Genomic DNA, 23,387 nt, shown 5'->3' on the forward strand with positions numbered 1-23,387 from the left:
CCGCCAACAGATACGGCCCAGATAGGCTAGACTTGCGCCAACATCAAGGGCCGGAGGCAGGCGTGGCAGAAGCAGAGTTTACGATCATCAATTCGCTCGACGGCGTCGACCCCGCGCAATGGCAGGCGCTGGCCGGCGACAACCCGACGCTCAGCCACACCTTCCTGCACGCGCTGCACGAAAGCGGCTGCGCCGCCGAGGACACCGGCTGGACGCCGCGCTACCTGGTGCTGCACCGCGACGGCGTGCTGGACGGCGCCATGCCGCTGTACCTGAAGGATCACAGCCGGGGCGAGTACGTGTTCGACCACGCGTGGGCGGACGCCTTCCACCGCAACGGCATCGAGTACTACCCCAAGCTGCTGTCGGCGGTGCCGTTCACGCCGGTGACGGGCAGCCGCCTGCTGGCGCGCACGCAGGAAGACCGACAACTGCTGGCGCGCGCCGCGTTGCAGGTGGCGCGGCAGCTGGGCACGTCCTCGCTGCACATCCTCTTCCCCGACGAGCAGGACAAGCAGGCGCTGGCCAAGGCCGGCTTCATGCTGCGCGAAGGCGTGCAATTCCATTGGGAGAATGCCGGCTATGCGGATTTCGAAGCCTTCCTGTCCAGCATGAAGATGGAGAAGCGCAAGAAGATCCGCCAGGACCAGCGGCGCGTGCTCGATGCGGGCATCGCCTTCGAGCACCTGGCTGGCGCGCAGATCAGCGCCGGGGTGCTGAAGTTTTTCTACAGCTGCTACGTGTCGACCTACCACGCGCATTATTCCAAGCCGTACCTGTCGTTGGAGTTTTTCGAACGCCTGCTGCGCGAGACGCCGGACAGCATGATGATGGTGCTGGCCAAGCGCGGCGACGCGCCGGTGGCGGCCGCGCTGAACCTGGTGGGCGGCGGCATCATGTACGGGCGCTACTGGGGTACGCAGGAATTCGTCTCCGGCCTGCACTTCGAAACCTGCTATGTGCAAGCTATCGATTACTGCATTCGGCACGGCCTGGCGCGCTTTGAAGGCGGCGCCCAGGGCGTGCACAAGATGTCGCGCGGGCTGGTGCCGACGCCGACCTGGTCGGCGCACTGGGTGGCCGACCCGCGCTTTGCCGACGCCATCGCCGACTTCCTGCAACAGGAAACGGCAGCCATGGACGAGTACATCGATGAGCTCGGTGAGCGCACCCCGTTCAAGGCACAGCTGCCGTAGCGGTCCAGCTTAAGCTGCGTTGCGACGGCGGCGCGCTGCGGCGCCCATCACGCCCAGGCCAGCGAGCAGCATGCCATAGGTTTCAGGCTCAGGCACGGCGGTCACGTTCAGGTCGGTCAAGACCACGCCGCCCAAAGAGCCGAGCTGGCCAGGGCAATGTGCCGAATTGCAGGGATCGAACACGATGCGGCCCACGTTTGCGGCGGGAATCGACAGGGTGTACCACTGGTTGTTGGCATTGTCGCCGAAGGTCGGCGAGTACCACGTGCCCAGCAGCGCGTTGCTGCCGAATGCGTAAGCGGTGATGCCGAAAGCATCGGCGTCACCGGCGCCGTCGCCGGCACGGATCGAGATGTTGCTGACCGCATGCGCGAAGGTGAACGTGATATCGCTGTCGCCACCGGTGCCGGCAAACAGGCCGCCGCCATACAAGCTCGTGTAATGCAGGTTGCCTGCCTCGGAAGTCATGTTCAGATCGCCGAACGTCGCATTCTCGTAGCCCTGGCCATCGGTCATGAAGGTGCTGAAATCGTAGTTGGTGGCGGCGGCGCCAGCGCTCCAGCACAAACCAAGACACAGTCCGGCGGAGGCCAGCAAACGCGTCATCAAAGTCGTCATAAAATCCCCCATTCAAATTAGTTATAAAAAAACAATTTGAATGGTACTTGTATAATTCTTTTATATCAACAAATATGCGACGAAATGGCATGGAACAGCAACAGTCCCGGCTGGCGGCACGGAAACTCTCAAACGGTTAGAATGGTAGCGTTAACTATTATCTTCCCGGGGATGAAACCAGTTTGCTTCACAGCAATTTCAATCGGGCCTATACTCTGTGCCCCTTGGAGGGTTTTATCAGGAACGTGGCAAGCAAAGCATGAATGCAGATTTTATAAGACAGCGTGAACGGTTCAAGACCGCCACGATGAAGCGGATCGACGTCAGCGATGAATCCTACAGCAACGTGACCGAGCTTTTGGCGCCCATCGCCAAGCCTTTCCACGTGCGCAAGGGGGAATACCTGCAACGTGCCGGCGTGCCGGCGACCCAGGTGCACTGGATCAGCAGCGGCGTGGTGCGCAGCGGTTTCTTCAACCGCGACGGCCTCGAAGTGACGCTGCGTTTCTACCGCGAGGGCGAGTCGGCCACCACGCTGACCGACCTGACCGCCGGCGAGCACGGGCAGGCGGCGGTGCAATTCCTGGTGGCCGAAACGCCCATCCATGGTTTTACCCTGGACTGGAAACGTTCCTGCGAACTGCGCGCGCAGCACGAGGTGATGCAGCACTACCATCTGAACATCGCCATGCACGGCCTGCAGACGCTGGCGCAGCGCGCCTACACCAACGGCGAGACCTCGGCCCACGAGCGGCTGGCGGCCTTCCGCGAAGAGTATCCGGGGCTGGAGGCCCGCATCTCGCAGCGGGCGATCGCCTCCTACCTGGGCATCACGCCGCAATACATGTCGCGCCTGCGGCGCGAGGCGGAAGCGGCCAGCGGCGCACCGCGCGGATAAAAAAAAGCCCCAGGCGCTAACGCCCGGGGCTTCTTTGTTAGCAGCGTGAATTACGCGATGCCGTTTTCTTTTTTGTAAGCAGCAACGCCGCTCAGGATCTCTTCCTTGGCTTCGTCCGGACCGTACCAGCCGTCGATCTTGACCCATTTGCCTTTTTCCAGGTCTTTGTAGTGCTCGAAGAAGTGCTGGATCTGGCGCAGGCGCAGTTCGTTCAGGTCTTCCGGCTTCTGCCAGTGGCTGTAGATCGACAGTACTTTGTCGACCGGCACGGCCAGCACTTTGGCGTCTTCACCGGCTTCGTCGGTCATCTTCAGCACGCCGACAGGACGGCAGCGCACGACCACGCCCGGGATCAGCGGGAACGGAGTGATGACCAGCACATCGACCGGATCGCCGTCTGCGGACAGGGTGTTCGGCACGTAGCCGTAGTTGCATGGGTAGTGCATGGCGGTGCCCATGAAACGATCGACGAAGATCGCGCCCGATTCCTTGTCAACTTCATACTTGATCGGATCGGCGTTCATCGGGATTTCGATGATGACGTTGAAATCGTTCGGCAGATCGCGGCCGGAAGATACTTTATTCAAGCTCATGGGGGTTTCCTCGTAAGTGCTGGCAAATGTTTAACCGCGTAATTATAGCGAACTACAGCCCGCTTGTGCAGCGCAGCAGCGCGGCGGCGCGGCCGAAAGCCGGTTTCACGACAATCTTGTTACTCCCCGCTGCGCTGCCGACGGCCTAAAGTCGTCCTGCGGCGCCTATCCCTGGCGCCTCCAAAGGAGACAGCGATGACCAGCAATATCAGCAAAATCAGCAGCAAGGCGCAGACCGCCGGAACATTGAACCACGCCGTCGTATCCCCCGCGCTATGGCTGCAGCAACGCCAGGCCTTGCTGGCGCGTGAGAAGGAATTGATGCGCCTGCACGACCAGGTCGCCCGCGAACGCCGGGCGCTGCCGTGGGTGCGCGTTGAGAAAAACTACGTGTTCGACACGCCTCAAGGCCGGCGCACGCTGGCCGATCTGTTCGAAGGCCGCAGCCAACTGGTGGTGCAGCACTTCATGTTCACGCCCGGCGCCGAACAGGGATGTGCCCACTGTTCCTACATGGCCGACCATACCGACGGCGCCCTCGCCCACCTGGCGCAGCGCGACGTGACTTTCGTCGCCATCTCGCGCGCGGCGCTGGACGACATCGAACGCTTCCGCCACCGCATGGGCTGGCGCTTCAACTGGGTGTCGTCGGGGGATGGCGATTTCAACTATGACTTCCGCGTCAGCTTCCGGCCCGAAGAGCTGGCCAGCGGCGCTGTCGACTACAACTACCAGCGCCAATCCATGAAAAATCCCGACATGCCCGGCGTCAGCGTGTTCTGCAAGGATGACGACGGCGTGGTCTACCACAGCTACTCGACCTACGGCCGCGGCGTGGAGGTGATGATGCACACCTATAACTTCCTCGACCTGACCCCGCTGGGCCGCCACGAAGAAGGCCTGCCCTATACTATGGCATGGGTGCGCCACCACGACCGCTACGAGGCCGCGCCGGCGGTGTCCGCGTGCTGCCATGCGCAGGCATGAACAGGCGCTGCGGGCGATGACGCCCATCGCGGCCGGCCACGCCGCCTCGGCCGCCTTGATGACGGCCCTGCACGGCGCCGGCCTGATGCTGGCGCCGGTGCTGGTTCCGCTGTGCAGCAGCGACGGCGCCGTGCGCGAGGTGGCCGTGGCGGGCTCACAGACGCTGATGCTGGCTGCGTGCGCCATGCACGCGGCGGCGATGCTGGGCATGACCGCCGCCGTCAACGCGCTGCTGAAACGGTACTACGCGATATAAAAAAACCCACCTGCACTGAACGCGATCTTGAGCGCGTTCAGGCCGGTGGTTTTTTTTTAGAGGATGGTGGCCAGCGCGCACTGGCGGTAGTGGTTGGCGGCTTCTTCCGGCTGGGCCAGCGCTTCGTGCAACTGCGCCAGCTTCAGGTGGGATTCGCGCACCATACGCGGGTCGGCGGCGTCCGACAGGGCCTGCTCCAGATAGCGCTGGGCTTTGCCCCACAGCTTCTGCTTCAGACACAGGGAACCCAGCGTCAGCGCCAGCTCGGCGTCGGTCGGACGCGCGTGTATCCAGTTTTCACAATGCTCGATCTGCACCAGCAAGGCGGCCGAGCCGGCCGGCGCCGCCGCTTCGCGGTAGGCGCGCACCACGCGGTCGTCCCAGTCGGCGGCCAGCGATTCTTCCGCCACCAGTCGCGCTTCGTCGTGCAGCCCGCGCGCGTTCAGCGCGGTGGCGGCGCGGCAAGCCACGTAGGGCTTGATGCGGTCGGCGCTCGGCACCGTGGCCCACACGCGCATCAGCGATTCCGCATCATGCGCGCTGTCGGACAGCATATCGTCATACGCCAGCTCGCGCAGGCGCGACGACAGCGCCGGATGCAGCGCGCGGTGCTTGTCCAGCGAGCGCACCAGGCGCAGCACTTCCGGCCAGTTCTTGGCCTGCTGCTGCGCCTTCAGCGACCATTGCAGCGCATGGATGTGACGGGTGCCGCTGGCGTTGAGCTCGCGCACCGCTTCCAGCGCCTGCTCCGGCTGGTGGTCGTCGACCAGCAGTTCGGTCATCGTCATCAGGCGCGCGGTCTTCATCGCCTGGTCGTCGGCCAGCTTGGCCAGCCAGTTGTCGCGACGGGCGCTTTGACGCATGCGGTGCGCGGCGCGGGCGCCGATCAGCGATGCGACGCCGGCGTTTTCCGGCAGCTCGGAGGCGCGCATTGCGGCCTTCTCGGCATGGCCGAAGCGGCCTTCAAACAATGCCTTCAACGCTTCGCGCAGACCCTTGTTGCCATCGCGCTCGCGCTTGCGCTGGCGGTAGGCGGCAACCTTGCCCGGCATGCTGACGGTGGCGCGGAAGGCGCGGATCACGAAGTACAGGAAGGCGAACAGCGCCACTTCCAGCACCACGAAGAAGTTCAGCGACAGGTCGATCCGGTGCGGCGGGTAGAACAGCACCACATTGCCCGGGTTGAAACGCGCCGTCACGGCGATACCGATGGCGGCGGCCATCAAAGCGACTATCCAGAGAAATAAACGCATGACTTATGGCTTCGCTTTGTAGTTGCGCACGGCGTTCAGGCTGTCCGACAGGGTCGGCATCTCGATCGCCAGGTTGCTGGTCTGGACCTGGCGCAGCAGCGTCTGCACCGTCTGCGTCGACTTGGCGCGCACGTCGAAGTACTTGACCAGCGCTTCCTGCGCCGCGATCAGGTCGGCGCGGAAGGCCGTCTCGTTGCGCGACAACAGCGCCATGCGCGCGTTCAGCAGGCGCAGCTTGAGGTTTTCGCGCAGGAAGTAAGCCTGCGTCGGCGACAGCATCAGCGCGTCCGGCGTGTCGACGCTGCGCACGCGGATCAGCTGGCGCACGTCGGTCCACATCTCGCTGCTCCAGCTGCTCCAGGTGTCCTGCACCGCTTGCAGCCACGGGCTGGTCGGCTCGACCGGCTCAGGCTTGCCGCCCTTGCCGCCGGCCGCCTTGGCCTTGGATTTTTTCTCCGGCGGCGCCGGCAGCGTCGGCTTTTCGTCCGACAGCATCGGCAGCGTATCGACCTGGGCGATCACGTTGTCCAGGCGCAGCGCCATGCCCACCGAATCGACGCTCGGCAAGGCCTTCAGCTTCTCGGTGTCCTTGGCGATGGCGCGGCGGATGGTGATGAATTGCGGCTTGTCCGAACGCGACAGGCTGCGGTCGGCGTTCTGCAGCGCGATCAGCGCGCCCGGCACGTTGCCGGCCAGTTGCAGCTGCTGGCTGGCGGTCGACAGCACTTGCTCGATCTCGGTCAGCGCCCATTCGTCGCGGTTCTTGGACAAGTCCTGGTACAGCTGCTCCAGCGCCAGTTGCTGGCTCTGGGCTTCCTGCTGCTTGCTTTCCAGCAGGCCGACCTTGGCTTGCAGCTCCTTGCTGGTTTCCTGCACGGCGCGGGCCAGCGTGCCGGTTTCGGCATTGCTGGCGTCGCCCTTTTGCAGGCGGCGCGCCATTTCCTCGCGCAGGTTGCGCACCTGGTTGTGCGAGGACCAGGTTTGTCCGGCCAGCAGGATGGCCAGCACGACGATACCGACCAGCAGCATTTGCGGCTGTTGCACGGTTTCGAGCAGGCTGGGCTCAGGCTGCGGCTTGGACGCAGGCGGGGTCTCGGCGGCGGCGCCGGCGGAGACGACAGGATCGGGTAAGGTAGGCAAATCGTTCATAGGCGTGATTGTAACGCGGCCAGCAGGCGTTCGTCGCCTGATCCGGTGAGCGTCAGTCGGGAAAAGCCCAAATTGTTTGCCGTTTCGGCAATTCGGGCGTGCGGGATGATCAAATGCTGTTGTTGCATCAATACAACGGGATTCTGTTGCGCCGCATCAGGATAGTCGGCGTCGAGCTGCGCCAGCAGCGCGCACAGGCCGCGCAGGGCCTCGGAACTGGTGATGATCCAGTCGTTTTGCTGCAACAGCAAACGGCGCAAGGTGGCGGCCAGTTGCGGCGTCAGGCGCGGCACGGAGCGGCGGTAGGCCGGCACCACGTCGACCACGGCGCCGGCCGCGCGCAGGCCGTCGGCCATCAGCTCGCGGCCGCTTTCGCCGCGCACGATCAGCACCGGCTGACCGTTCAGCGCCGCCAGGTCCAGCGTTTGCAGCAAGTGTTCGGAATCGCTGTGGGCGCTGTCGGCCGGGCTGACGATGTCGACCGTCTCCGGCGTCACGCCGTGGGCGGCCAGCGCGGCGCGGCTGCCCTCGCCCAGCACCGCCAGCTTGACGCCGGCCGGCCACTGCTGGATATGCGCGAAGGCGGCGTCGATGGCGTTGGGCGAGACGAAGGCCACCATCTTGTAGCCCGGCTGCGGCGCGCACAGGCGCGCCAGCGCGGCCAGCAAGGCGGCCGGCTCGGGCAAGGCTTCGATTTCCAGCAGCGGCAACAGTTCCACCTGGCGGCCCAGTGCGCTAACACGGGCCGCCAACGGCAGGGCTTGCGCCAGGGGACGGGTGATGACGACGGCGCCGGTCATCCGCTGGTCAGGTGGCGGAGGATGGCGCGTCGCCGGCCAGCGTAGCCGAACGGGCGTCGGCGTCGGCTTGCGCGGCTTCGCTCAAGCAGGACGCCAGGATATCGACCGCGTCCTGCGCGCGCAGCAGCTCGGCGACCTGCTCGCCCAGCGCTTCCGGGTCGGCGGCCGCGCCGCGTACCTCGGCGCTGGCCATACGGGCGCCGTCCGGCGTGGCGACCATGGCGCGCAGATGCATCTGGCCATTTTCCACCGTGGCGAAGGCCGCCAGCGGCACCTGGCAACTGCCGCCGAACACCTTGGACACCTTGCGCTCGGCCGTGACGGCCTGGAAGGTGGCTTCATCGTTCAGCGGCGCCAGCAAGGCCATCAGGTCGACGCCGCCCGCTTCCTTGCGCACGGGGATCTCGATCGCCATCGCGCCCTGGCCGGCGGCCGGCAGGCTGTCAGCCGGGTCCAGCAGCGCGCGGATGCGCTCGGGCAGGCCCAGGCGCTTGAGGCCGGCGGCGGCCAGGATGATGGCCGCATAATCGCCACGGTCCAGCTTGCCCAGGCGGGTGTCGAGGTTGCCACGCAACGGTTTGATCACCAGGTGCGGGTAGCGCGCCGCGATCAGCGACTGGCGGCGCAGGCTGCTGGTGCCGACCACGGCGCCGGCTGGCAGCTCGCCGAGCGAGGCGTAGTCGTTGGAGACGAAGGCGTCGCGCGGGTCTTCGCGCTCCAGCACGGCGGCCAGGGCGAAGCCTTCCGGCAGCTCCATCGGCACATCCTTGAGCGAGTGCACGGCCAGATCGGCGCGGCCTTCGGCCATCGCGACTTCAAGTTCCTTAACGAACAGACCCTTGCCGCCCACTTTTGATAAGGTTCGATCAAGAATTTGATCGCCTTTTGTCGACATTCCTACAATTTTAATATCGCACTGCGGATATAATAAAGTCAATCGCGCCCGTACATGCTCGGCCTGCCACATGGCAAGCCGACTTTCACGCGAAGCGATCACCAAGGTGGACGGAGGATTTTGTAGTAATTCCGATATTTTCAAAACCAGTTCTTTCGCTGTAGCTAACGCTAACCGGCGCAGGCCAGTTAAAACGCGCGTGTTTAAGATCACAAATTTTATCACGCTCACCTTCTTGCAGAACCGGGCCACAAGCCTTTGCACCGACTTTTCACATCTTTGCGGCTTATCTCATGGCAAACCAATCTAGTGCAACGAACGATCAAACGGCTGAACAACCTGGCGTGGACAAAGACGCCCCTCTTAAAGAAGACATCCGCCTGCTAGGCCGCCTGCTGGGTGACGTGCTGCGGGACCAGGAAGGCGAGGAAGTCTACGCCGTGGTCGAAACCATCCGGCAGACGGCCGTGCGCTTCCGGCGCGAGGCCGACGCTGGCGCCGCCAAGGAACTGGACGGCATGCTGAAAATCCTCACCCGCGAGCAAACCATTTCCGTGGTGCGGGCGTTTTCCTACTTCTCGCACCTGGCCAATATCGCGGAAGACCAGCACCACATCCGCCGCCGCCGCGCCCACCTGCTGGCCGGCTCCAATCCGCAGCAAGGCAGCGTCAACTTCGCGCTGTGCAAGCTGAAGGAAGCCGGCGTCAGCCAGGAAACCGTGGCCACCTTCTTCCAGGACGCGCTGATTTCGCCCGTGCTGACGGCCCACCCGACCGAAGTGCAGCGCAAGTCCATTCTTGATGCGGAACACGACATCGCCCGCCTGCTGGCCGAGCGCGACCTGCCGCTGACACCCAAGGAACAGGCCGCCAACATGCACCTGTTGCGCGCCCGCGTCGCCACGCTGTGGCAGACCCGCATGCTGCGCTACTCCAAGCTGACCGTGGCCGACGAGATCGAAAACGCCCTGTCCTACTACCGCATCACCTTCCTGCGCGAGCTGCCGGGCCTGTACGACGACATCGAAACCGACATCGCCGCCCACTACGGCCGGGCGCAAGCGACCACCGCGCCCTACGTGCAGATGGGCAGCTGGATCGGCGGCGACCGCGACGGCAACCCCAACGTCAACGGCGGCACCATGGAGCACGCGCTGACGCGCCAGGCCACCACCATCCTCGACTTCTACCTGGAAGAAGCGCACACGCTGGGCGCCGAACTGTCGGTGTCGACGCTGATGATCGCCTGCAGCCCCGAGCTGCAAGCGCTGGCCGACCAGTCGCCCGACCTGTCCGACCACCGCGCAGACGAACCGTACCGCCGCGCCCTGATCGGCATCTACGCCCGCCTGGCCAGCACCGCCCGCGCGCTGGGCGCGACCAACATCCTGCGCAAGGAAGTGGGCCACGCCGAGCCTTACGCGGCGGCGGCCGAGTTCGCGGCCGACCTGCAAGTGCTGGTCGATTCGCTCAACGCCAACCACGGCGCCGTGCTGGTGCAGCCGCGCCTGTCGACCTTGAAGCGCGCAGCCGACATCTTCGGCTTCCACCTGGCCTCGCTGGACATGCGCCAATCGTCGGACATCCACGAGCGCGTGCTGGCCGAGCTGTTCGCCAAGGCCGGCGGCCAGGCCGATTATTCGTCGCTGGACGAGGACGCCAAAGTGGCGCTGCTGCTGAGCGAGCTGTCGCAACCGCGCCTGCTGTACTCGCCGTACATCGCCTACTCGGCCGAGACCGATTCCGAGCTGGGCGTGCTGCGCGCCGCGCGCCAGATCCGCGCGCTGTACGGCGCCCGCGCCATCCGCAACTACATCATCTCGCACACCGAAACCGTGTCCGACCTGCTGGAAGTGCTGCTGCTGCAAAAGGAGATGGGCTTGCTGCGCATCGCCGAGCAGGAGCTGGACCTGATGGTGATCCCGCTGTTCGAAACCATCCCCGACCTGCAACGCGCGGCCGGCATCATGGAAGCCGTGATGGCGATCCCGCTGGTCAAGGCGCTGATCGCCAAGCAGGGCCAGATCCAGGAAGTCATGCTGGGCTATTCGGACTCCAACAAGGACGGCGGTTTCCTGACCTCCAACTGGGAACTGTACAAGGCCGAGACCCACCTCGTCACCGTGTTTGAAAAAGCCGGCGTCAAGCTGCGCCTGTTCCACGGCCGTGGCGGCACGGTGGGCCGCGGCGGCGGTCCGTCGTACGAGGCCATCCTGGCCCAGCCGCACGGCACCGTCAACGGCCAGATCCGGCTGACCGAACAGGGCGAGATCATCGCCTCCAAGTTCTCCAACAAGGACATCGGCCGCCGCAACCTGGAGCTGCTGGTCGCCGCCACGCTGGAGGCGAGCCTGATGCCGCAGTCGGAAGACGCCGACCACCAGGCCCAGCTGCGCCAGTTCGAAGCCATCATGGCCGAGATCTCGGACCGCGCCTACAAGGCCTACCGCAACCTGGTCTATGAAACCCCGGGCTTCACCGACTACTTCTTCGCCGCCACGCCGATCGCCGAGATCGCCGAGCTGAACCTCGGTTCGCGCCCGGCCTCGCGCAAGTCGACCAAGCGCATCGAAGACTTGCGGGCGATTCCATGGGGCTTCTCGTGGGGCCAGTGCCGCTTGCTGCTGCCGGGTTGGTACGGCTTCGGCAGCGCGCTCGGCGCCTGGGTCGCGGACGGCAAGCGCGACGAGCGCCTGGCGCAGCTGCAAGCGATGTTCAAGCAGTGGCCGTTCTTCGCCACGCTGCTGTCGAACATGGACATGGTGCTGGCCAAGACCGACCTGGCGATCGCCTCGCGCTACGCCGAGCTGGTGCAGGACAAGGAGCTGCGCGAACGCATCTTCAAGCGCATCACCGAAGAGCATGCGAACACGCTGTCCATCCTGCAAAGCATCACCGGCGCCACCGAACGGCTGGCCGGCAACCCGCTGCTGGCGCGTTCGATCCAGAACCGCTTCGCCTACCTCGATCCGCTGAACCACTTGCAGGTGGAGCTGATCAAGCGCCACCGCGCCCTGTCCAGCGAACCGGGCAAGGCCGATGAGCGCGTGCATCGCGGCATCCACTTGTCGATCAACGGCGTCGCCGCCGGCTTGCGCAACACCGGCTAAACCAGCCCGCCAGGCGCGGACGCCTTATTTTCCAGCCCTCTCCTTGACGGCCCGGTCGAATTGACGACCGGGCCGTTGTTCATTCAGAAGACTGGATGACGATCCGGCGCAATAACGGCAATTGGATAGAATTGTGTTGCAAAAAAAGATATAGAATGCAATTCCGTCAACCTTGGAGTTTAGCAAATGGAAATTAAAAAGTTCTTTTTCATGGCAGCGTTACTGCCCGTGATGACCACCGCATACGGACAGACAATTTCCACGCTCAGTGCAGTGTCGAATTTAACCAGCGTACAAAATTCCATTTATGTGACAGATCCCGGCAAGGAAGGCTTGTTCATCTTATCCTCGGCTACCGGCCAGACGGCGGACCAGGCCACGATTATTCAAGATAAAGCCGGCAAACAGTACAAGCGCTACATAACAGGACCGATCAACGCCGGCTGGTGGCTCAAAGACGGCGCGTCAGACAACTGGGACGCCATGCAAAAGGTGCTGGCTTTCGCGCCATCCGGATCGGAGATCATTATTCCTCAAGGGGTCTACCAATTCTCCAAGCCTATCCTTCTGGGGGAGAATAAAGTCCTGACAATTAAGTCAAAAGGGAGACTGGTGTTCCGGAACTCGGACGGTTTCATCATCCGCGGCCGGCAGATAGTGGACATTGCGTCCATCGAAGGACAGCCTTGGGCCGATACGCCGGATTACTCAACGATGAACTACTCGGGCATCACGCTTGAAGACGCCGCTTATTCGGAGGTGAGCGTCAATTCCGCCAATGGATTCCTCAACGGCATCCGGCTCACCGCCACAGGGACGCAGACTCCAAACTTAAAGTTGGGCACGCAGTACAACCGGATCACGTTCAACCGGCTGGTGCAGAACAAAGTAGGTATCTTCCTCACGACAGGCAAAGTCAGCGACGCTCCAAACATCATCGATGGCGACCGTCCCTGGGTCAATGAAAACACCATTACCGGTGGCGCGATATACGGGGAAACCGGCATTGTCACCACCAAGGGCGCGTACCAGATCGACCCGTTTAATGGAAATAAATTTTACAACGTCGGCTTTGAAAAATTGTCTTTTGCGGCAAACCTGAATTTTGCGGGCAATAACATGTTCATCGCTCCACGCTTCGAAGCCAACGCCACCTTTACCGTGGCTGAAGACTGCCGCGCCAACATCATCTTCACCTCGGAAATTTATCTCGATCGCCTTGCCGGCAAGGGCCATGAGACGCTGATTATCGGGCAAATCCTGATGCACGACGGTTCGCAACAGGGTGTCATGGAAGCCACGGATATGACGGGCCAGCTTCGGACCATCGTTCGAAACGTGCCGGCCCTATAAACGTATCGCATGAAGAGCCTGCGGTTTGGGGATGCGGGTGGCTCACGCCGGGGCTTTTTTATTTCCTTAAAGATTGATCAAACTGATTAAATTAGCATTACAATATAAACAAGACCACTTTAGTCCCCCCAATATGAAAAGCCTGATCGAATCGCTGGGTAAATCGAACATTGAAGAGGTCGTAGCGCGGCTGCAAGCCGCCATCGGCGGCATGGAACAGGCCGACGGCGAACTGCACAACATCATCGCCATCATGCCGCTGGCCTTGTTCATCAAGGATGCGCAATCGCGCGTCGTGCTGATGAATCCGGCCTGCGAGGCGCTGTGGGGCATTCCCTTCGCCGCCATGCAGGGCAACGACGGCGCCGCCTTCTTCCCCGCCGACCAGACCGCCTACTTCCTGGAACACGACCGCGCCGCCTTCGCCAGCGGCAAGCACATCGTCTACGAAGAAGAGCTGTGGCACCCCGGCCTGGGCGAGAACCGCTGGCTGCAAACCCACAAGCTGCCCACCTACGACAAGCAGGGCCAGCCGCACCTGCTGATCGCCATGTGCGTCGACATCACCGACCGCAAGCGCGCCGAGCATCTGCTGCAATCGTCGGTGCAGGAACTGCGGGCGCTGTCCGAACACCAGCACACGGCCAAGGAAACCGAACGCCGCCGCATCGCTCAGGACATCCACGACGACCTGGCGCAAAACCTGCTGGCCTTGAAGCTGGACGTCGCCACCCTGCACGACCGCACCCGCGAGCGCCAACCGCTGCTGCACCAGCGCGCCGCCCAGGCGCTGCACACGCTGGACGCCAGCATCACCGCGGTGCGCGAGCTGATCAACGAACTGCATCCAAGCACGCTGGAGCTGGGCCTGTCGGCCGCGATCGAATGGCAGATGCAACGGCTGGAACGCCGCCACGGCCTGCGCTGCCGCCTGGAGCTGATCGAAGACAGCGTCACGCTGGACCAGCGCCAGATCTCCGGCATCTACCACGTGGTGCTGGCGGCGCTCAGCTACGTGTGCGGCCACGCCGGCGCGCGCACCGTGCAGGCCACGCTCAATCTGCGGCCCGACTTGCTGTCCATCGTCATCAGCGGCGACGGCCACCCCGACCAGCAGACCGCGCAAGGCGTGCTGGACCTGGGCGGCATCCGCGAACGCCTGGCCGATTTCGGCGGCGAGCTGGCGGTGGCGCAGCTGGCCGGCGCCGGCACCGTGCTGCGCATGAACCTGCCAGGACTGGTCTCCGCCAAATAGAGGATGCCCCTCCCCCTCTTTGCCGTTATGCTGTCGGCATGAGAATCCTGATGTGCCGCACTTTGCGGCTGGCCGCCGGCCTGATGCTGGCGGCCCTGTCCCCCGCCGGCGCGGCCGAACACGCGCGCCTGCTGAGCGACTACAGCCACCGCGCCTGGACTGCCGCCCAGGGCGCCCCGGCGCAGATCCAGGCCATCACCCAGACCCGCGATGGCTGGCTGTGGCTGTCCACGCCGACCGGTTTATATCGTTTTGACGGCCTCAACTTCGAGCGGCGCGACCGCGTCGGCGGCCAGGCGCTGCGCTCGACCATCGTGCTGCCGCTGTACACCGCGCCCGACGGCGCCCTGTGGGTGGGTTACCGTTTCGGCGGCGCCAGCGTGTTCAAGGACGGCCAGGTGCGCCACTACGGCGCCGCCGACGGCTTCCCGCCCGGCGCCACCTACAGCTTCAGCCGCGCGCCGGACGGCGCCATGTGGGTGACGACCGCCGGCGGCCTGGCCTGGCTCAACGGCGGCCGCTGGCAGCGCATCGGCGCCGACAGCGGCTTCGACCCCGGCGCCAAATCGATCTGGCAAGTGCTGTTCGACCGCGACGGCACGCAATGGGTGTCGAGCGACCGTGCCGTCTACTACCGCCGCCAGGGCGACAGCCGCTACCGCATCGCCAGCCCGGCCGACATCCGGCTGTCGTCGCTGGCCGCCGCGCCGGACGGCACCGTGTGGGCCTCGAACGGCAGCGACGCCAACTACCGCATGTCGCAGCAGGCGCCCGCCGCAGGCCGGCCCGCCAGGCCGGCGCTGCCCGGCAGCGGCATGTGGTTCGACCGCGCCGGCACCATGTGGCTGCTCAGCGAGAACCGGGTCGAACGCATGCTGCCGGATGTATTTCCCGATCCACGCCAGCGCATCACCCAGGAACAGGGCCTGAGCGGCATGAACCCGCAAACCTTTTTCGAAGACCGCGAAGGCAATGTCTGGATCGGCACGGTCAGCGGGCTGGACCTGTTCCGCCCCAACCGCGTGCGGCCGCTGCCCAGCCATCTGGAGATCGCCACGCCGGCCCTGTATCCGGGCCGGGACGGCAAGGTCCGCCTGAGCAACGGCAGCACGGGCTCGTGGCTGATGGATGCCGGCGGCCGGCGTTACGACAGCTCGCCCCACGCCTTCCGCTCGGCCGCCACCGGCCGCGACGGCCGACCGGCGCTGGGCACGGCCGAGGGCATCTGGCTGCCCGAGGCGGGCGGCAGCGGCGCCATGATCCCGTCGCCGCCCGCGGCATTGAAGGACCAGATGGCGCCGCGCGCGCTGGCCCAGGACGGCGGCGGCGACTGGTGGGCCAGCTACGTCAACCTCGGCATCTACCGCCACCACGACGGCGGCTGGAGCCGGGTCGACTATCCCGGCCTGCCGGCCGCGCGCGTGCTGTCCATGCTGGCCGACCGCCGCGACCGCATCTGGATAGGCTATCCGGACAACCGCATCGCCGTCATCGAACGCGGCGCCGCGAGCATGGTCGGCGCGGCCCAGGGCCTGCGCATCGGCAATGTGCTGACCATGGTCGAACGCAACGGCCACCTGTGGATCGCCGGCGAACTGGGCGCCGCCCTGTACGACGGCCGCCGTTTCATTCCGCTGCAACTGGCCGACGGCCATGAACTGCGCGGCATCAGCGGCCTGGTGGAAACGGCCGGCGGCGAACTGTGGCTGCACGGCCACGACGGCGCATTCCGCATCGCCGCCGAACAGCTGGGCCAGTTCCTGCGCACCGGCGCCGCAGTCGGCTACGAGCTGCTGGACAAGGACGACGGCGTCAGCGGCGGCATCCAGCCGACCGGGCCGTTTCCGTCCATGGTCGAAGCCGGCGACGGCACGCTGTGGCTGTCCGGCCTGGGCGGCGCGGCGACGATAGCGCCCGGCCCCACCGCCCGCGACACCACGCCGCCGCTGGTGGAAATCCGCGCCGTCTCCAGCAACGGCAAAGCCTATCCGGTGGCGGGGCCGCTGGCGCTGCCGCCCGGCGCCAACAACCTGCAGATCGGCTTCAGCGCGCTGGGCCTGTCTATGCCGGACAAGCTGGCCTTCCGCTACCGCCTCGAAGGCGTCGACAGCGAGTGGCAGCAGGCCGGCGGCCGCCGCGAAGCCTTCTACACCAACCTGGGGCCGGGCAGTTATCGCTTCCAGGTCATCGCCGCCAACAAGGACGGCGTCTGGAACACCGGAGGCGCGACGCTGGCGGTGACGATAGCGCCGACCTTCACGCAAAGCCTGTGGTTCAAGGTGATCTGCCTGCTGGTGCTGGCGGCGCTGGCCGTGCTGGCCTGGCGCTGGCGGCTGGCGCAGATGGCCCGCCTGATCGAAGCGCGCCACGTCGAGCGCCTGAGCGAACGCGAGCGCATCGCCCGCGCGCTGCACGACACCTTCCTGCAGGAGGCGCAAGGCACCATCCTGATGATGCAGCTGGCGATGGAACAGGTGCCGGCCACCCTGCCCGCGCGCGCCGCCATGGAGCGCGGCATCGGCTACATCGAGCAGGCGCTGGTCGAGGGGCGCGACGAAGTGCGCGGCCTGCGCTCGCCGCTGCGCGACGATGAAACGCTGGCGCAATCGCTGGACCGCTTCGGCCAGCGGCTGGCGGCTGGACTTTCGGCCAGTTTCCGGCTCGAACAAAAAGGTGCACCATACGCACTGCCCGTCATCACCGGCGATGAAGTGTTTTCCATCGGCCGCGAAGCCATCTGCAACGCCTTCCGCCACGCCAGGGCGAGCGAGATCGTCGTCGAGCTGGAGTACGGCGCGGAGCAGCTGACCTTGCTGGTGCGCGACAACGGCCAGGGCATCGCGGCGGACACGCTGGCGCAAGGCGGCCGCAGCGGCCATTGGGGCCTGGTCGGCATGCGCGAGCGCGCGGCGCGGGTCGGCGCCACGGTCGAGGTGGGCAATCACGGCGAAGGCGGCGCATTCGTGCGCCTGACTTTGCCGGCTATGTACGCCAGCGCATAGACGGCGCGGCGCGGTCTTGCTGTAATCACGCAGTTATATTCCCACCCCACGAGGAGCGCACACATGAAGCTGAAAGACAAAGTCTGTATCGTCACCGGCGCCGCCAGCGGCATCGGCAAGGAAATCGCCCTGGTCTACGCGCGCGAAGGCGGCAAGATCGTCATCGCCGACCTGAACCTGGCAGCGGCGCAAGCCACCGCCGAGGAGCTGAAGGGCGCCGGCCACCAGGCCATGGCCATCGCCATGAACGTGGTCGATGAAGCGCAGGTCAACGCCGGCATCGCCAACGTGGTCGAGGCCTGGGGCCAGATCGACGTGTTGGTCAGCAACGCCGGCATCCAGATCATCCACCCGGTCGAAGACTTCCCTTACGAGGACTGGAAGAAACTGCTGTCCATCCACCTGGACGGCGCCTTCCTGACCACCAAGGCTTGCCTGCCGCATATGTACAAGGCCGGCAGCGGCAGCGTGATCTACATGGGCTCGGTGCACTCGAAGGAAGCGTCCAAGCTCAAGTCCGCCTACGTGACGGCCAAGCACGGCCTGATCGGTCTGGCCAAGGCGGTGTCGAAGGAAGGCGCGGAACATGGCGTGCGCGCCAACGTGATCTGCCCGGGCTTCGTGCGCACGCCGCTGGTCGACAAGCAAATCCCCGAGCAGGCCAAGACGCTGGGCATCTCGGAAGAGGACGTGATCAAGAAAGTGATGCTGGCCGATACCGTGGACGGCAAGTTCACCACGGTGGAGGATGTGGCCGAGGTGGCGCTGCTGTTCGCCAGCTTCCCGTCGAACGCGCTGACCGGGCAATCGCTGGTGGTCAGCCACGGCTGGTTCATGCAATAGGAGGATCGGCGTCACGCCGGCGGCTTTGCTTGAAGACGTGATGAATGAGCATCACAAGCAGGACGCCGGCGAGCGACAACGTCAGCCACAGCGGCACGGTTGCGGGGTACAGGTAGTCCACCAGCCTCAAGGCATGCATGCAAAGCAAGCCCAGCACGATAAGCCATGCACGCATGAAGACGCAGCCCAGGACAGCCAACACGGAAACAATTACATCAAACACGGGGATTCATTCCTTCAGATTTTTTTGGCAGCGACAAGAACGCCGCCCCGCTCCACAATGCCACCAGCGACCAGATCCACAGCAAGGTATTAATATAAACAGTTTTCATCAATTTCCGGAAAATATCTGGGATTGTCCCTGCGAGAATTCCATCGGCCGGTACTGGCAGCCGCCGTAGTCCCGTTTGCGGTACGGCATCACCACATAGGCGCGATTGCGGCGGCTGTCTTCGATGTCGAACATCGCGGCCTGCCAGCCGTCGTCGGCATCCGGATTGGCCGGCATCGACGAGCAGATCAGTGTCGCCATCACATCGCCCTGCGCCACCATCGGCAGCACTTGCTTCAGCAGGCCACCGATGGCCGTGCGCAAGTCGTCGAAACCATCCGCCACCAGCGCCACGACTTCCTCACGGTTATGCATGACCAACGCAAACACGGGAAAGCCCGGCTCGGTTTTCAGATAGCGCTGAACCGTCGATTCCGCCTGCTCAAGCAGCTGGTCCATTTCTTCGGTAAGTTCCATGATTCGCCTATCGCTGAGAAAATTGCAATTATGGCATTTCCGGCGAAGATGGAATACCCCGGTGGCGATCAGCGCCCCAGCAGCATCCGCTTCAGCAGCACGTTGAAGTCCATGTCGCGCTGGGTCAGCAGGGTTCGGGCGTAGCCGCTCTCGCAGGACATCTTCGCCTCATCGGCAGATACGCCTGCCACCCTGCTCTTCAGGCCGGAGTTGAACACACCCTGCACCGCCGCGACATGCGCATCGATGGCGGCGTCCGTGGCATTGGGTTCCCGTGCGCGCATCTGCTGTATCAACTGCACCTTGTAGAGCTGGCGCAAGATGATCAGCGCATCCGCGTTGCGCTCCTTCCATTGCGCCATCACATCGCTCAAGCCATCGACCGAATCGGGCGCCACCACCTTGCAGCGCTCAAGCAGCAGCGCGTGATAGGTGTCGAAGTCGATCTGCGCCAGCTGGATGCCGGCCGCGACATCGATGACCTGGGCGCCAGCCGCAGTCGGCATGCCCGCCGAGGCCAACGCCAGCGCCAAAAGAATGGGTTTGATCATGTGCTCGTCCAGGCGCTTAGCCGATTTTTCAATGTAGCTAGTGTATTGCAATCAGGCCCAGAAAAATGCGTGGTTTGTCACGCCCCCTTCATCCGTTTGACAACCGATTCCAGAGCTTGCTACACTAAAATTGCAATAAATATATTTTTACCGAAAATTAAACATCTATGGAACTGTCATGAACCGACAATTACTGGCCGCACTGTTCACCACCGTCACCCTGGCCGGCGCCGCGCACGCTGCGGATATACCGAAATCGCTGGAAACCATGGGCATCAAGATCGGCGATACCCAGCAACAGGTTGAAAAAGTGCTGTTCGCCGACGGCTACACGGCTAACCGCACGCACGTGCGTCCGGCCGACACGGTCTACGCGGCGCGCCCCGACAACATCGAATACAGGGTCCCGAACGCGCCCAACCGGTCGCGCGTCACCGTCACGTTCGGCCCGATGGATGGCCGCGTGGTGCAGATCGAACGCAGCACCGAGAAGTTCGAGCAAAAGGTGCTGAACACGGAGCTGCGCAAGCAGTTACTGGAAAAATATGGCCAACTGCCACCCAACGAAGGCCAGTATGGCGACATGCACTGGGTCCGCACCAAGACCGGCAAGCTGATCAACGACTGCTACGCGCGCAGCATCGGCGTGACGTTCGCCCACGCCGCGATGATGGACCGCATCGTCAATTGCGACAAGGCTGTCCAGGTGGCGTTTGTCGGCGACTCCACCTGGACCACCTCGATGAGCGTGACCATCACCGACTACGACGCCGTGCTCAGGAACCAGAAGCCGATCGCCGCCGCTGCGGAAAAGGCGAAACAGGACGCCATCGACGCGGCCAAGAAAGCCCCGCCGGTCAAGCTGTAAGCCCAAAAAAAGCCACGTGGCTTAGGACGGCCTTGGCCGTCTTAAGCGCACGTGGCTTTTTTCAAGCGCAACAATTAGTTCTGCGTCAGGAAAGTCTTCAGCTTGTCCGAGCGCGACGGCTGACGCAGCTTGCTCATGGCCTTGGCTTCGATCTGACGGATACGCTCGCGGGTCACGTCGAACTGCTTGCCCACTTCTTCCAGCGTGTGGTCGTTCGACATTTCCACACCGTAGCGCATGCGCAGCACCTTGGCTTCGCGCGGAGTCAGCGAGTCCAGCACTTCCTTGATGACGTTGCGCATCGAGGCGTGCAGCGCGGCATCCAATGGCGCCAGCGTGGTGTTGTCTTCGATGAAGTCGCCCAGCTGCGAATCGCCGTCCTCGCCCATCGGCGTTTCCATCGAGATCGGCTCTTTGGCGATCTTCATGATTTCGCGGACTTTGTTTTCCGGCATTTCCATCTTGACGGCCAGGGTCGCCAGGTCCGGCTCGCTGCCGGTTTCCTGCATGATCTGACGCGAGATGCGGTTCATCTTGTTGATCGTTTCGATCATGTGCACCGGCACGCGGATGGTGCGGGCCATGTCGGCGATCGAACGGGTGATGGCCTGACGGATCCACCAGGTCGCGTAGGTCGAGAACTTGTAGCCGCGACGGTATTCGAACTTGTCCACCGCCTTCAGCAGACCGATGTTACCTTCCTGGATCAAGTCCAGGAATTGCAGGCCGCGGTTGATGTACTTCTTGGCGATCGAAATCACCAGACGCAAGTTGGCGACCGTCATTTCACGCTTGGCCTGGCGCGCGCGTTTTTCGCCGGCGGCCATCTGCTTGTTAATCTTGCGCAGGTCGGCCAGCGGCAGCGCCACGCGGGCTTGCAGGTCGATCATTTTCTTTTGCAGCTCTTTCACCGCAGGCACGTTGCGGCCCAGGATGGCGCTGTACGGATAGGCGCTGTCGACTTCGCCGTCAACCCAGTCCAGATCGCATTCATTGCCCGGGAAGACCTTGATGAAGTGGGCGCGCGGCATGCCGCATTTGTTCACGCACAGTTCCAGCACGGCGCGCTCGATGTGGCGCACTTCTTCCATCTGGCCGCGCAGCGTGTCGCACAGCTTCTCGACCACTTTGGCGGTGAAGCGGATGCCCAGCAGCTCGGCCGAAATGGCTTCCTGCGCCGCGACGTAAGCCTTGGAGCCGTAGCCGCCGGTGGCTTTGCGCATCTTGTCGTACTGGGTCGAGATGACGTCGAACTTTTCCAGCGCGGCTTTCTTCAGCTGCGCCAGCTGCTCGGTCGAGAAGCCTGCCGCGCCGCCGTTGGCGTCGCCGTCTTCTTCCTCGACTTCCTCTTCCTCTTCTTCGTCTTCATCCGACGCGGCGGCAGGCGCGGCCGATACGGCAGGCGCGTTGTTCGCTTCGTTCAGGTCGACGAAGCCGTCCACCACTTCGTCCACTTTCAGTTCGTCGGCTTCGATCTTCTTGGCCAGCGCGACGATCTCGGCGATCGTGGTCGGGCAAGCGGAGATGGCCTGGATCATGTCCTTCAGGCCGCCTTCGATACGCTTGGCGATTTCGATCTCGCCTTCGCGCGTCAGCAGCGCCACGGCGCCCATCTCACGCATATACATGCGGACCGGGTCGGTGGTGCGGCCGAAGTCGGAGTCGACGGTCGACAGCGCGGTCGCGGCGGCCGCTTCCACTTCGTCGTCCGAGGTGACGGTGGCGACGCTGTCGGTCAGCAGCAGCGATTCGGCATCCGGCGCGCGCTCGTAGATGGCGATGCCCATGTCGTTGAAGGTCGCGATGATGCCTTCGATCGCTTCAGGGTCGACAATGTTTTCCGGCAGTTGGTCATTGATCTCGGCGTAGGTCAGGAAGCCGCGTTCCTTGCCCATGTTGATCAGGTTCTTGATCTGGGTGCGGCGGCGTTCCAGCTCTTCAGCCGTGCTCTTCGAATCCACGCCCAGCATGTCGGCGGCGCCGCCCTTGGCTTTGCGCTCGCGGGCCTTGGACACGGCCTTCAGTTCGGCGCGCTCGACCGCGTTCAGTGCCGCGACTTCGTCGTTTTCCGGCGTGAATTCGGATGGCTTGCGGCCACGGCGGCCTGGCACTTTGACGCTAGGCAGCAGGTAGCCGGAGGTGTCGATCGAGGCCAGCGTGGCGGCGTCCGTCACCTGGCTGACGGCAGGGCCGGCGGTGACGATGACGACCGGCGCAGGCTCGGCCTTGACGGCCTTGACCAGTTTGGATTTCGGTGCGGCCTTGACCACCACCGCAGGGGCGCCGGCTTCGGCGGCCGGAGCGACGGCGGCCTTGCGCGCCACCTTGACGGTCTTGACCGGCGCGTCCGCGCTGTCGGCCTGCTGCACCGCCACTTGCGCTTCCGCCTGGGCCGCTTCGGCCGCGGCGCTCAGGCGCGTTTTCTTTTTGACTACCGTTACTTTGCTCGCTGCCTCTTGCGCATTATCGATCACATAAGATAGAGTCGTCTTTGGCACCACCAGCGGAGCGGAGCTGGTACGGGCGGCCTTAACGGACAACGTTAAAGTTTTCGGCGTTTTTGTCATTAAATATCTCTCAATGCGTATTCGCCAGAAAATACAAAATGCCATAGCCAGCGCCGACCGTTACCGGTGCGCACAGATGGAAATGTTGTAATTTAGCTGACGATTATCTGCGGAATAAAAAAAGCCCGCATCCAACAACGGGCTTGTTTCTCTTTTCAGTGAAGAATAGGGAGAGGGCAAAGTATGCCGTATAGCGCGACATCAGGATAATTGATAGTACCTATATCCGACATCTTAAAACCATATAACAAGGGCTACAAACTCTTGTCAGACCGTCCAAATCGCATCCTGTACCAAACTGAAACGCACCGTCCTGCAAAAGTGCGTCTCGCATTATACACGTTTTGGCGTGCGAACGCACCTTCCCCGTCCAACTGGCGTATGATGTCGATGTGGTCTTTTTTACATCATGACCTAAAAGGCACTGCAATACCGTAGTGCCCAT

General features: G+C 63.7%; 20 protein-coding genes. 10 read left to right on the top strand and 10 right to left on the bottom strand.

Annotated elements, in window-relative coordinates:
- The first annotated feature begins 62 nt into the window (after nucleotides 1-62).
- Entirely contained in the window at nucleotides 63-1,196 is a 1,134-nt protein-coding gene (locus GEV01_RS20855) for a GNAT family N-acetyltransferase (protein ID WP_328595578.1), read from the top strand.
- A gap of 9 nt (nucleotides 1,197-1,205) precedes the next feature.
- On the opposite strand, the gene GEV01_RS20860 is transcribed toward GEV01_RS20855, so the two are convergent.
- A complete protein-coding gene (locus GEV01_RS20860; protein WP_235914466.1) occupies nucleotides 1,206-1,814 on the bottom strand; it encodes an FxDxF family PEP-CTERM protein in 609 nt (202 codons plus the stop codon).
- A gap of 307 nt (nucleotides 1,815-2,121) precedes the next feature.
- On the opposite strand from GEV01_RS20860, the gene GEV01_RS20865 reads away from it, so the two are divergent.
- Nucleotides 2,122-2,712: a Crp/Fnr family transcriptional regulator gene (locus GEV01_RS20865; protein WP_152807444.1), complete on the top strand. Its 591-nt coding sequence runs from the start codon at nucleotides 2,122-2,124 to the stop codon at nucleotides 2,710-2,712.
- A 50-nt stretch (nucleotides 2,713-2,762) separates the two neighbouring features.
- Here the strand turns inward: GEV01_RS20865 and ppa are convergent, their stop codons facing one another.
- On the bottom strand, nucleotides 2,763-3,305 hold the full coding sequence (gene ppa, locus GEV01_RS20870) for an inorganic diphosphatase (protein ID WP_008447002.1): 543 nt from the start codon (nucleotides 3,303-3,305) through the stop codon (nucleotides 2,763-2,765).
- A 195-nt stretch (nucleotides 3,306-3,500) separates the two neighbouring features.
- Here ppa and GEV01_RS20875 point away from each other — a divergent pair, with 195 nt between their 5' ends.
- Together GEV01_RS20875 and GEV01_RS20880 are read left to right on the top strand one after the other, a co-directional pair.
- Nucleotides 3,501-4,292 carry a DUF899 domain-containing protein gene (locus GEV01_RS20875; RefSeq protein ID WP_152807445.1) on the top strand — a complete coding sequence of 264 codons (792 nt, stop codon included), beginning with the start codon at nucleotides 3,501-3,503 and terminating at the stop codon, nucleotides 4,290-4,292.
- Nucleotides 4,279-4,548, top strand: coding sequence for a hypothetical protein (locus tag GEV01_RS20880; RefSeq protein WP_152807446.1), 270 nt, complete (start codon nucleotides 4,279-4,281; stop codon nucleotides 4,546-4,548). Before GEV01_RS20875 ends, GEV01_RS20880 begins: the two co-directional genes overlap by 14 nt.
- A gap of 56 nt (nucleotides 4,549-4,604) precedes the next feature.
- Here the strand turns inward: GEV01_RS20880 and GEV01_RS20885 are convergent, their stop codons facing one another.
- Genes GEV01_RS20885 through hemC form a run of 4 tightly spaced genes read right to left on the bottom strand, consistent with a single transcriptional unit; the run spans nucleotide 4,605 to nucleotide 8,789 of the window.
- Nucleotides 4,605-5,801, bottom strand: a complete 1,197-nt coding sequence (locus tag GEV01_RS20885) for a heme biosynthesis protein HemY (protein WP_152807447.1) — start codon at nucleotides 5,799-5,801, stop codon at nucleotides 4,605-4,607.
- A 3-nt stretch (nucleotides 5,802-5,804) separates the two neighbouring features.
- A complete protein-coding gene (locus GEV01_RS20890; protein ID WP_152807448.1) occupies nucleotides 5,805-6,950 on the bottom strand; it encodes a uroporphyrinogen-III C-methyltransferase in 1,146 nt (381 codons plus the stop codon).
- Nucleotides 6,947-7,750 carry a uroporphyrinogen-III synthase gene (locus GEV01_RS20895; RefSeq protein ID WP_152807449.1) on the bottom strand — a complete coding sequence of 268 codons (804 nt, stop codon included), beginning with the start codon at nucleotides 7,748-7,750 and terminating at the stop codon, nucleotides 6,947-6,949. Before GEV01_RS20895 ends, GEV01_RS20890 begins: the two co-directional genes overlap by 4 nt.
- A gap of 7 nt (nucleotides 7,751-7,757) precedes the next feature.
- The gene (gene hemC / locus GEV01_RS20900; RefSeq protein ID WP_268878366.1) at nucleotides 7,758-8,789 is read right to left on the bottom strand and encodes a hydroxymethylbilane synthase; all 1,032 of its coding nucleotides are present in this window, start codon (nucleotides 8,787-8,789) and stop codon (nucleotides 7,758-7,760) included.
- A 149-nt stretch (nucleotides 8,790-8,938) separates the two neighbouring features.
- On the opposite strand from hemC, the gene ppc reads away from it, so the two are divergent.
- The 5 genes from ppc to GEV01_RS20925 all read left to right on the top strand — a co-directional run bounded on the left by ppc (nucleotide 8,939) and on the right by GEV01_RS20925 (nucleotide 18,208).
- Nucleotides 8,939-11,755, top strand: a complete 2,817-nt coding sequence (ppc, locus tag GEV01_RS20905) for a phosphoenolpyruvate carboxylase (protein WP_152807451.1) — start codon at nucleotides 8,939-8,941, stop codon at nucleotides 11,753-11,755.
- A 186-nt stretch (nucleotides 11,756-11,941) separates the two neighbouring features.
- A complete protein-coding gene (locus GEV01_RS20910; RefSeq protein ID WP_152807452.1) occupies nucleotides 11,942-13,108 on the top strand; it encodes a hypothetical protein in 1,167 nt (388 codons plus the stop codon).
- Nucleotides 13,109-13,241: 133 nt separating this feature from the next.
- Entirely contained in the window at nucleotides 13,242-14,363 is a 1,122-nt protein-coding gene (locus GEV01_RS20915; protein WP_152807453.1) for a PAS domain-containing sensor histidine kinase, read from the top strand.
- Between the two features lie 38 nt (nucleotides 14,364-14,401).
- Entirely contained in the window at nucleotides 14,402-17,365 is a 2,964-nt protein-coding gene (locus GEV01_RS20920) for a sensor histidine kinase (RefSeq protein ID WP_235914467.1), read from the top strand.
- A 63-nt stretch (nucleotides 17,366-17,428) separates the two neighbouring features.
- The gene (locus GEV01_RS20925) at nucleotides 17,429-18,208 is read left to right on the top strand and encodes a 3-hydroxybutyrate dehydrogenase (protein ID WP_152807455.1); all 780 of its coding nucleotides are present in this window, start codon (nucleotides 17,429-17,431) and stop codon (nucleotides 18,206-18,208) included.
- Here the strand turns inward: GEV01_RS20925 and GEV01_RS20930 are convergent.
- The 3 genes from GEV01_RS20930 to GEV01_RS20940 form a co-directional block, all read right to left on the bottom strand.
- Nucleotides 18,198-18,431 carry a hypothetical protein gene (locus GEV01_RS20930; RefSeq protein WP_152807456.1) on the bottom strand — a complete coding sequence of 78 codons (234 nt, stop codon included), beginning with the start codon at nucleotides 18,429-18,431 and terminating at the stop codon, nucleotides 18,198-18,200. The genes GEV01_RS20925 and GEV01_RS20930 overlap by 11 nt on opposite strands.
- A gap of 108 nt (nucleotides 18,432-18,539) precedes the next feature.
- A complete protein-coding gene (locus GEV01_RS20935; RefSeq protein ID WP_152807457.1) occupies nucleotides 18,540-18,956 on the bottom strand; it encodes a hypothetical protein in 417 nt (138 codons plus the stop codon).
- Nucleotides 18,957-19,024: 68 nt separating this feature from the next.
- Nucleotides 19,025-19,507: a hypothetical protein gene (locus GEV01_RS20940; RefSeq protein ID WP_152807458.1), complete on the bottom strand. Its 483-nt coding sequence runs from the start codon at nucleotides 19,505-19,507 to the stop codon at nucleotides 19,025-19,027.
- 178 nt (nucleotides 19,508-19,685) lie between these two features.
- Between GEV01_RS20940 and GEV01_RS20945 the strand changes: the two genes are divergently transcribed.
- Nucleotides 19,686-20,375, top strand: coding sequence for a hypothetical protein (locus tag GEV01_RS20945; protein ID WP_152807459.1), 690 nt, complete (start codon nucleotides 19,686-19,688; stop codon nucleotides 20,373-20,375).
- Between the two features lie 74 nt (nucleotides 20,376-20,449).
- Here GEV01_RS20945 and rpoD read toward each other — a convergent pair whose 3' ends face one another.
- The gene (rpoD, locus tag GEV01_RS20950; protein WP_152807460.1) at nucleotides 20,450-22,942 is read right to left on the bottom strand and encodes an RNA polymerase sigma factor RpoD; all 2,493 of its coding nucleotides are present in this window, start codon (nucleotides 22,940-22,942) and stop codon (nucleotides 20,450-20,452) included.
- Nucleotides 22,943-23,387: the final 445 nt, after the last annotated feature.

It is taken from the genome of Rugamonas rivuli (genome assembly GCF_009380165.1).
Classification (GTDB): Bacteria; Pseudomonadota; Gammaproteobacteria; order Burkholderiales; family Burkholderiaceae_D; genus Rugamonas; species Rugamonas rivuli.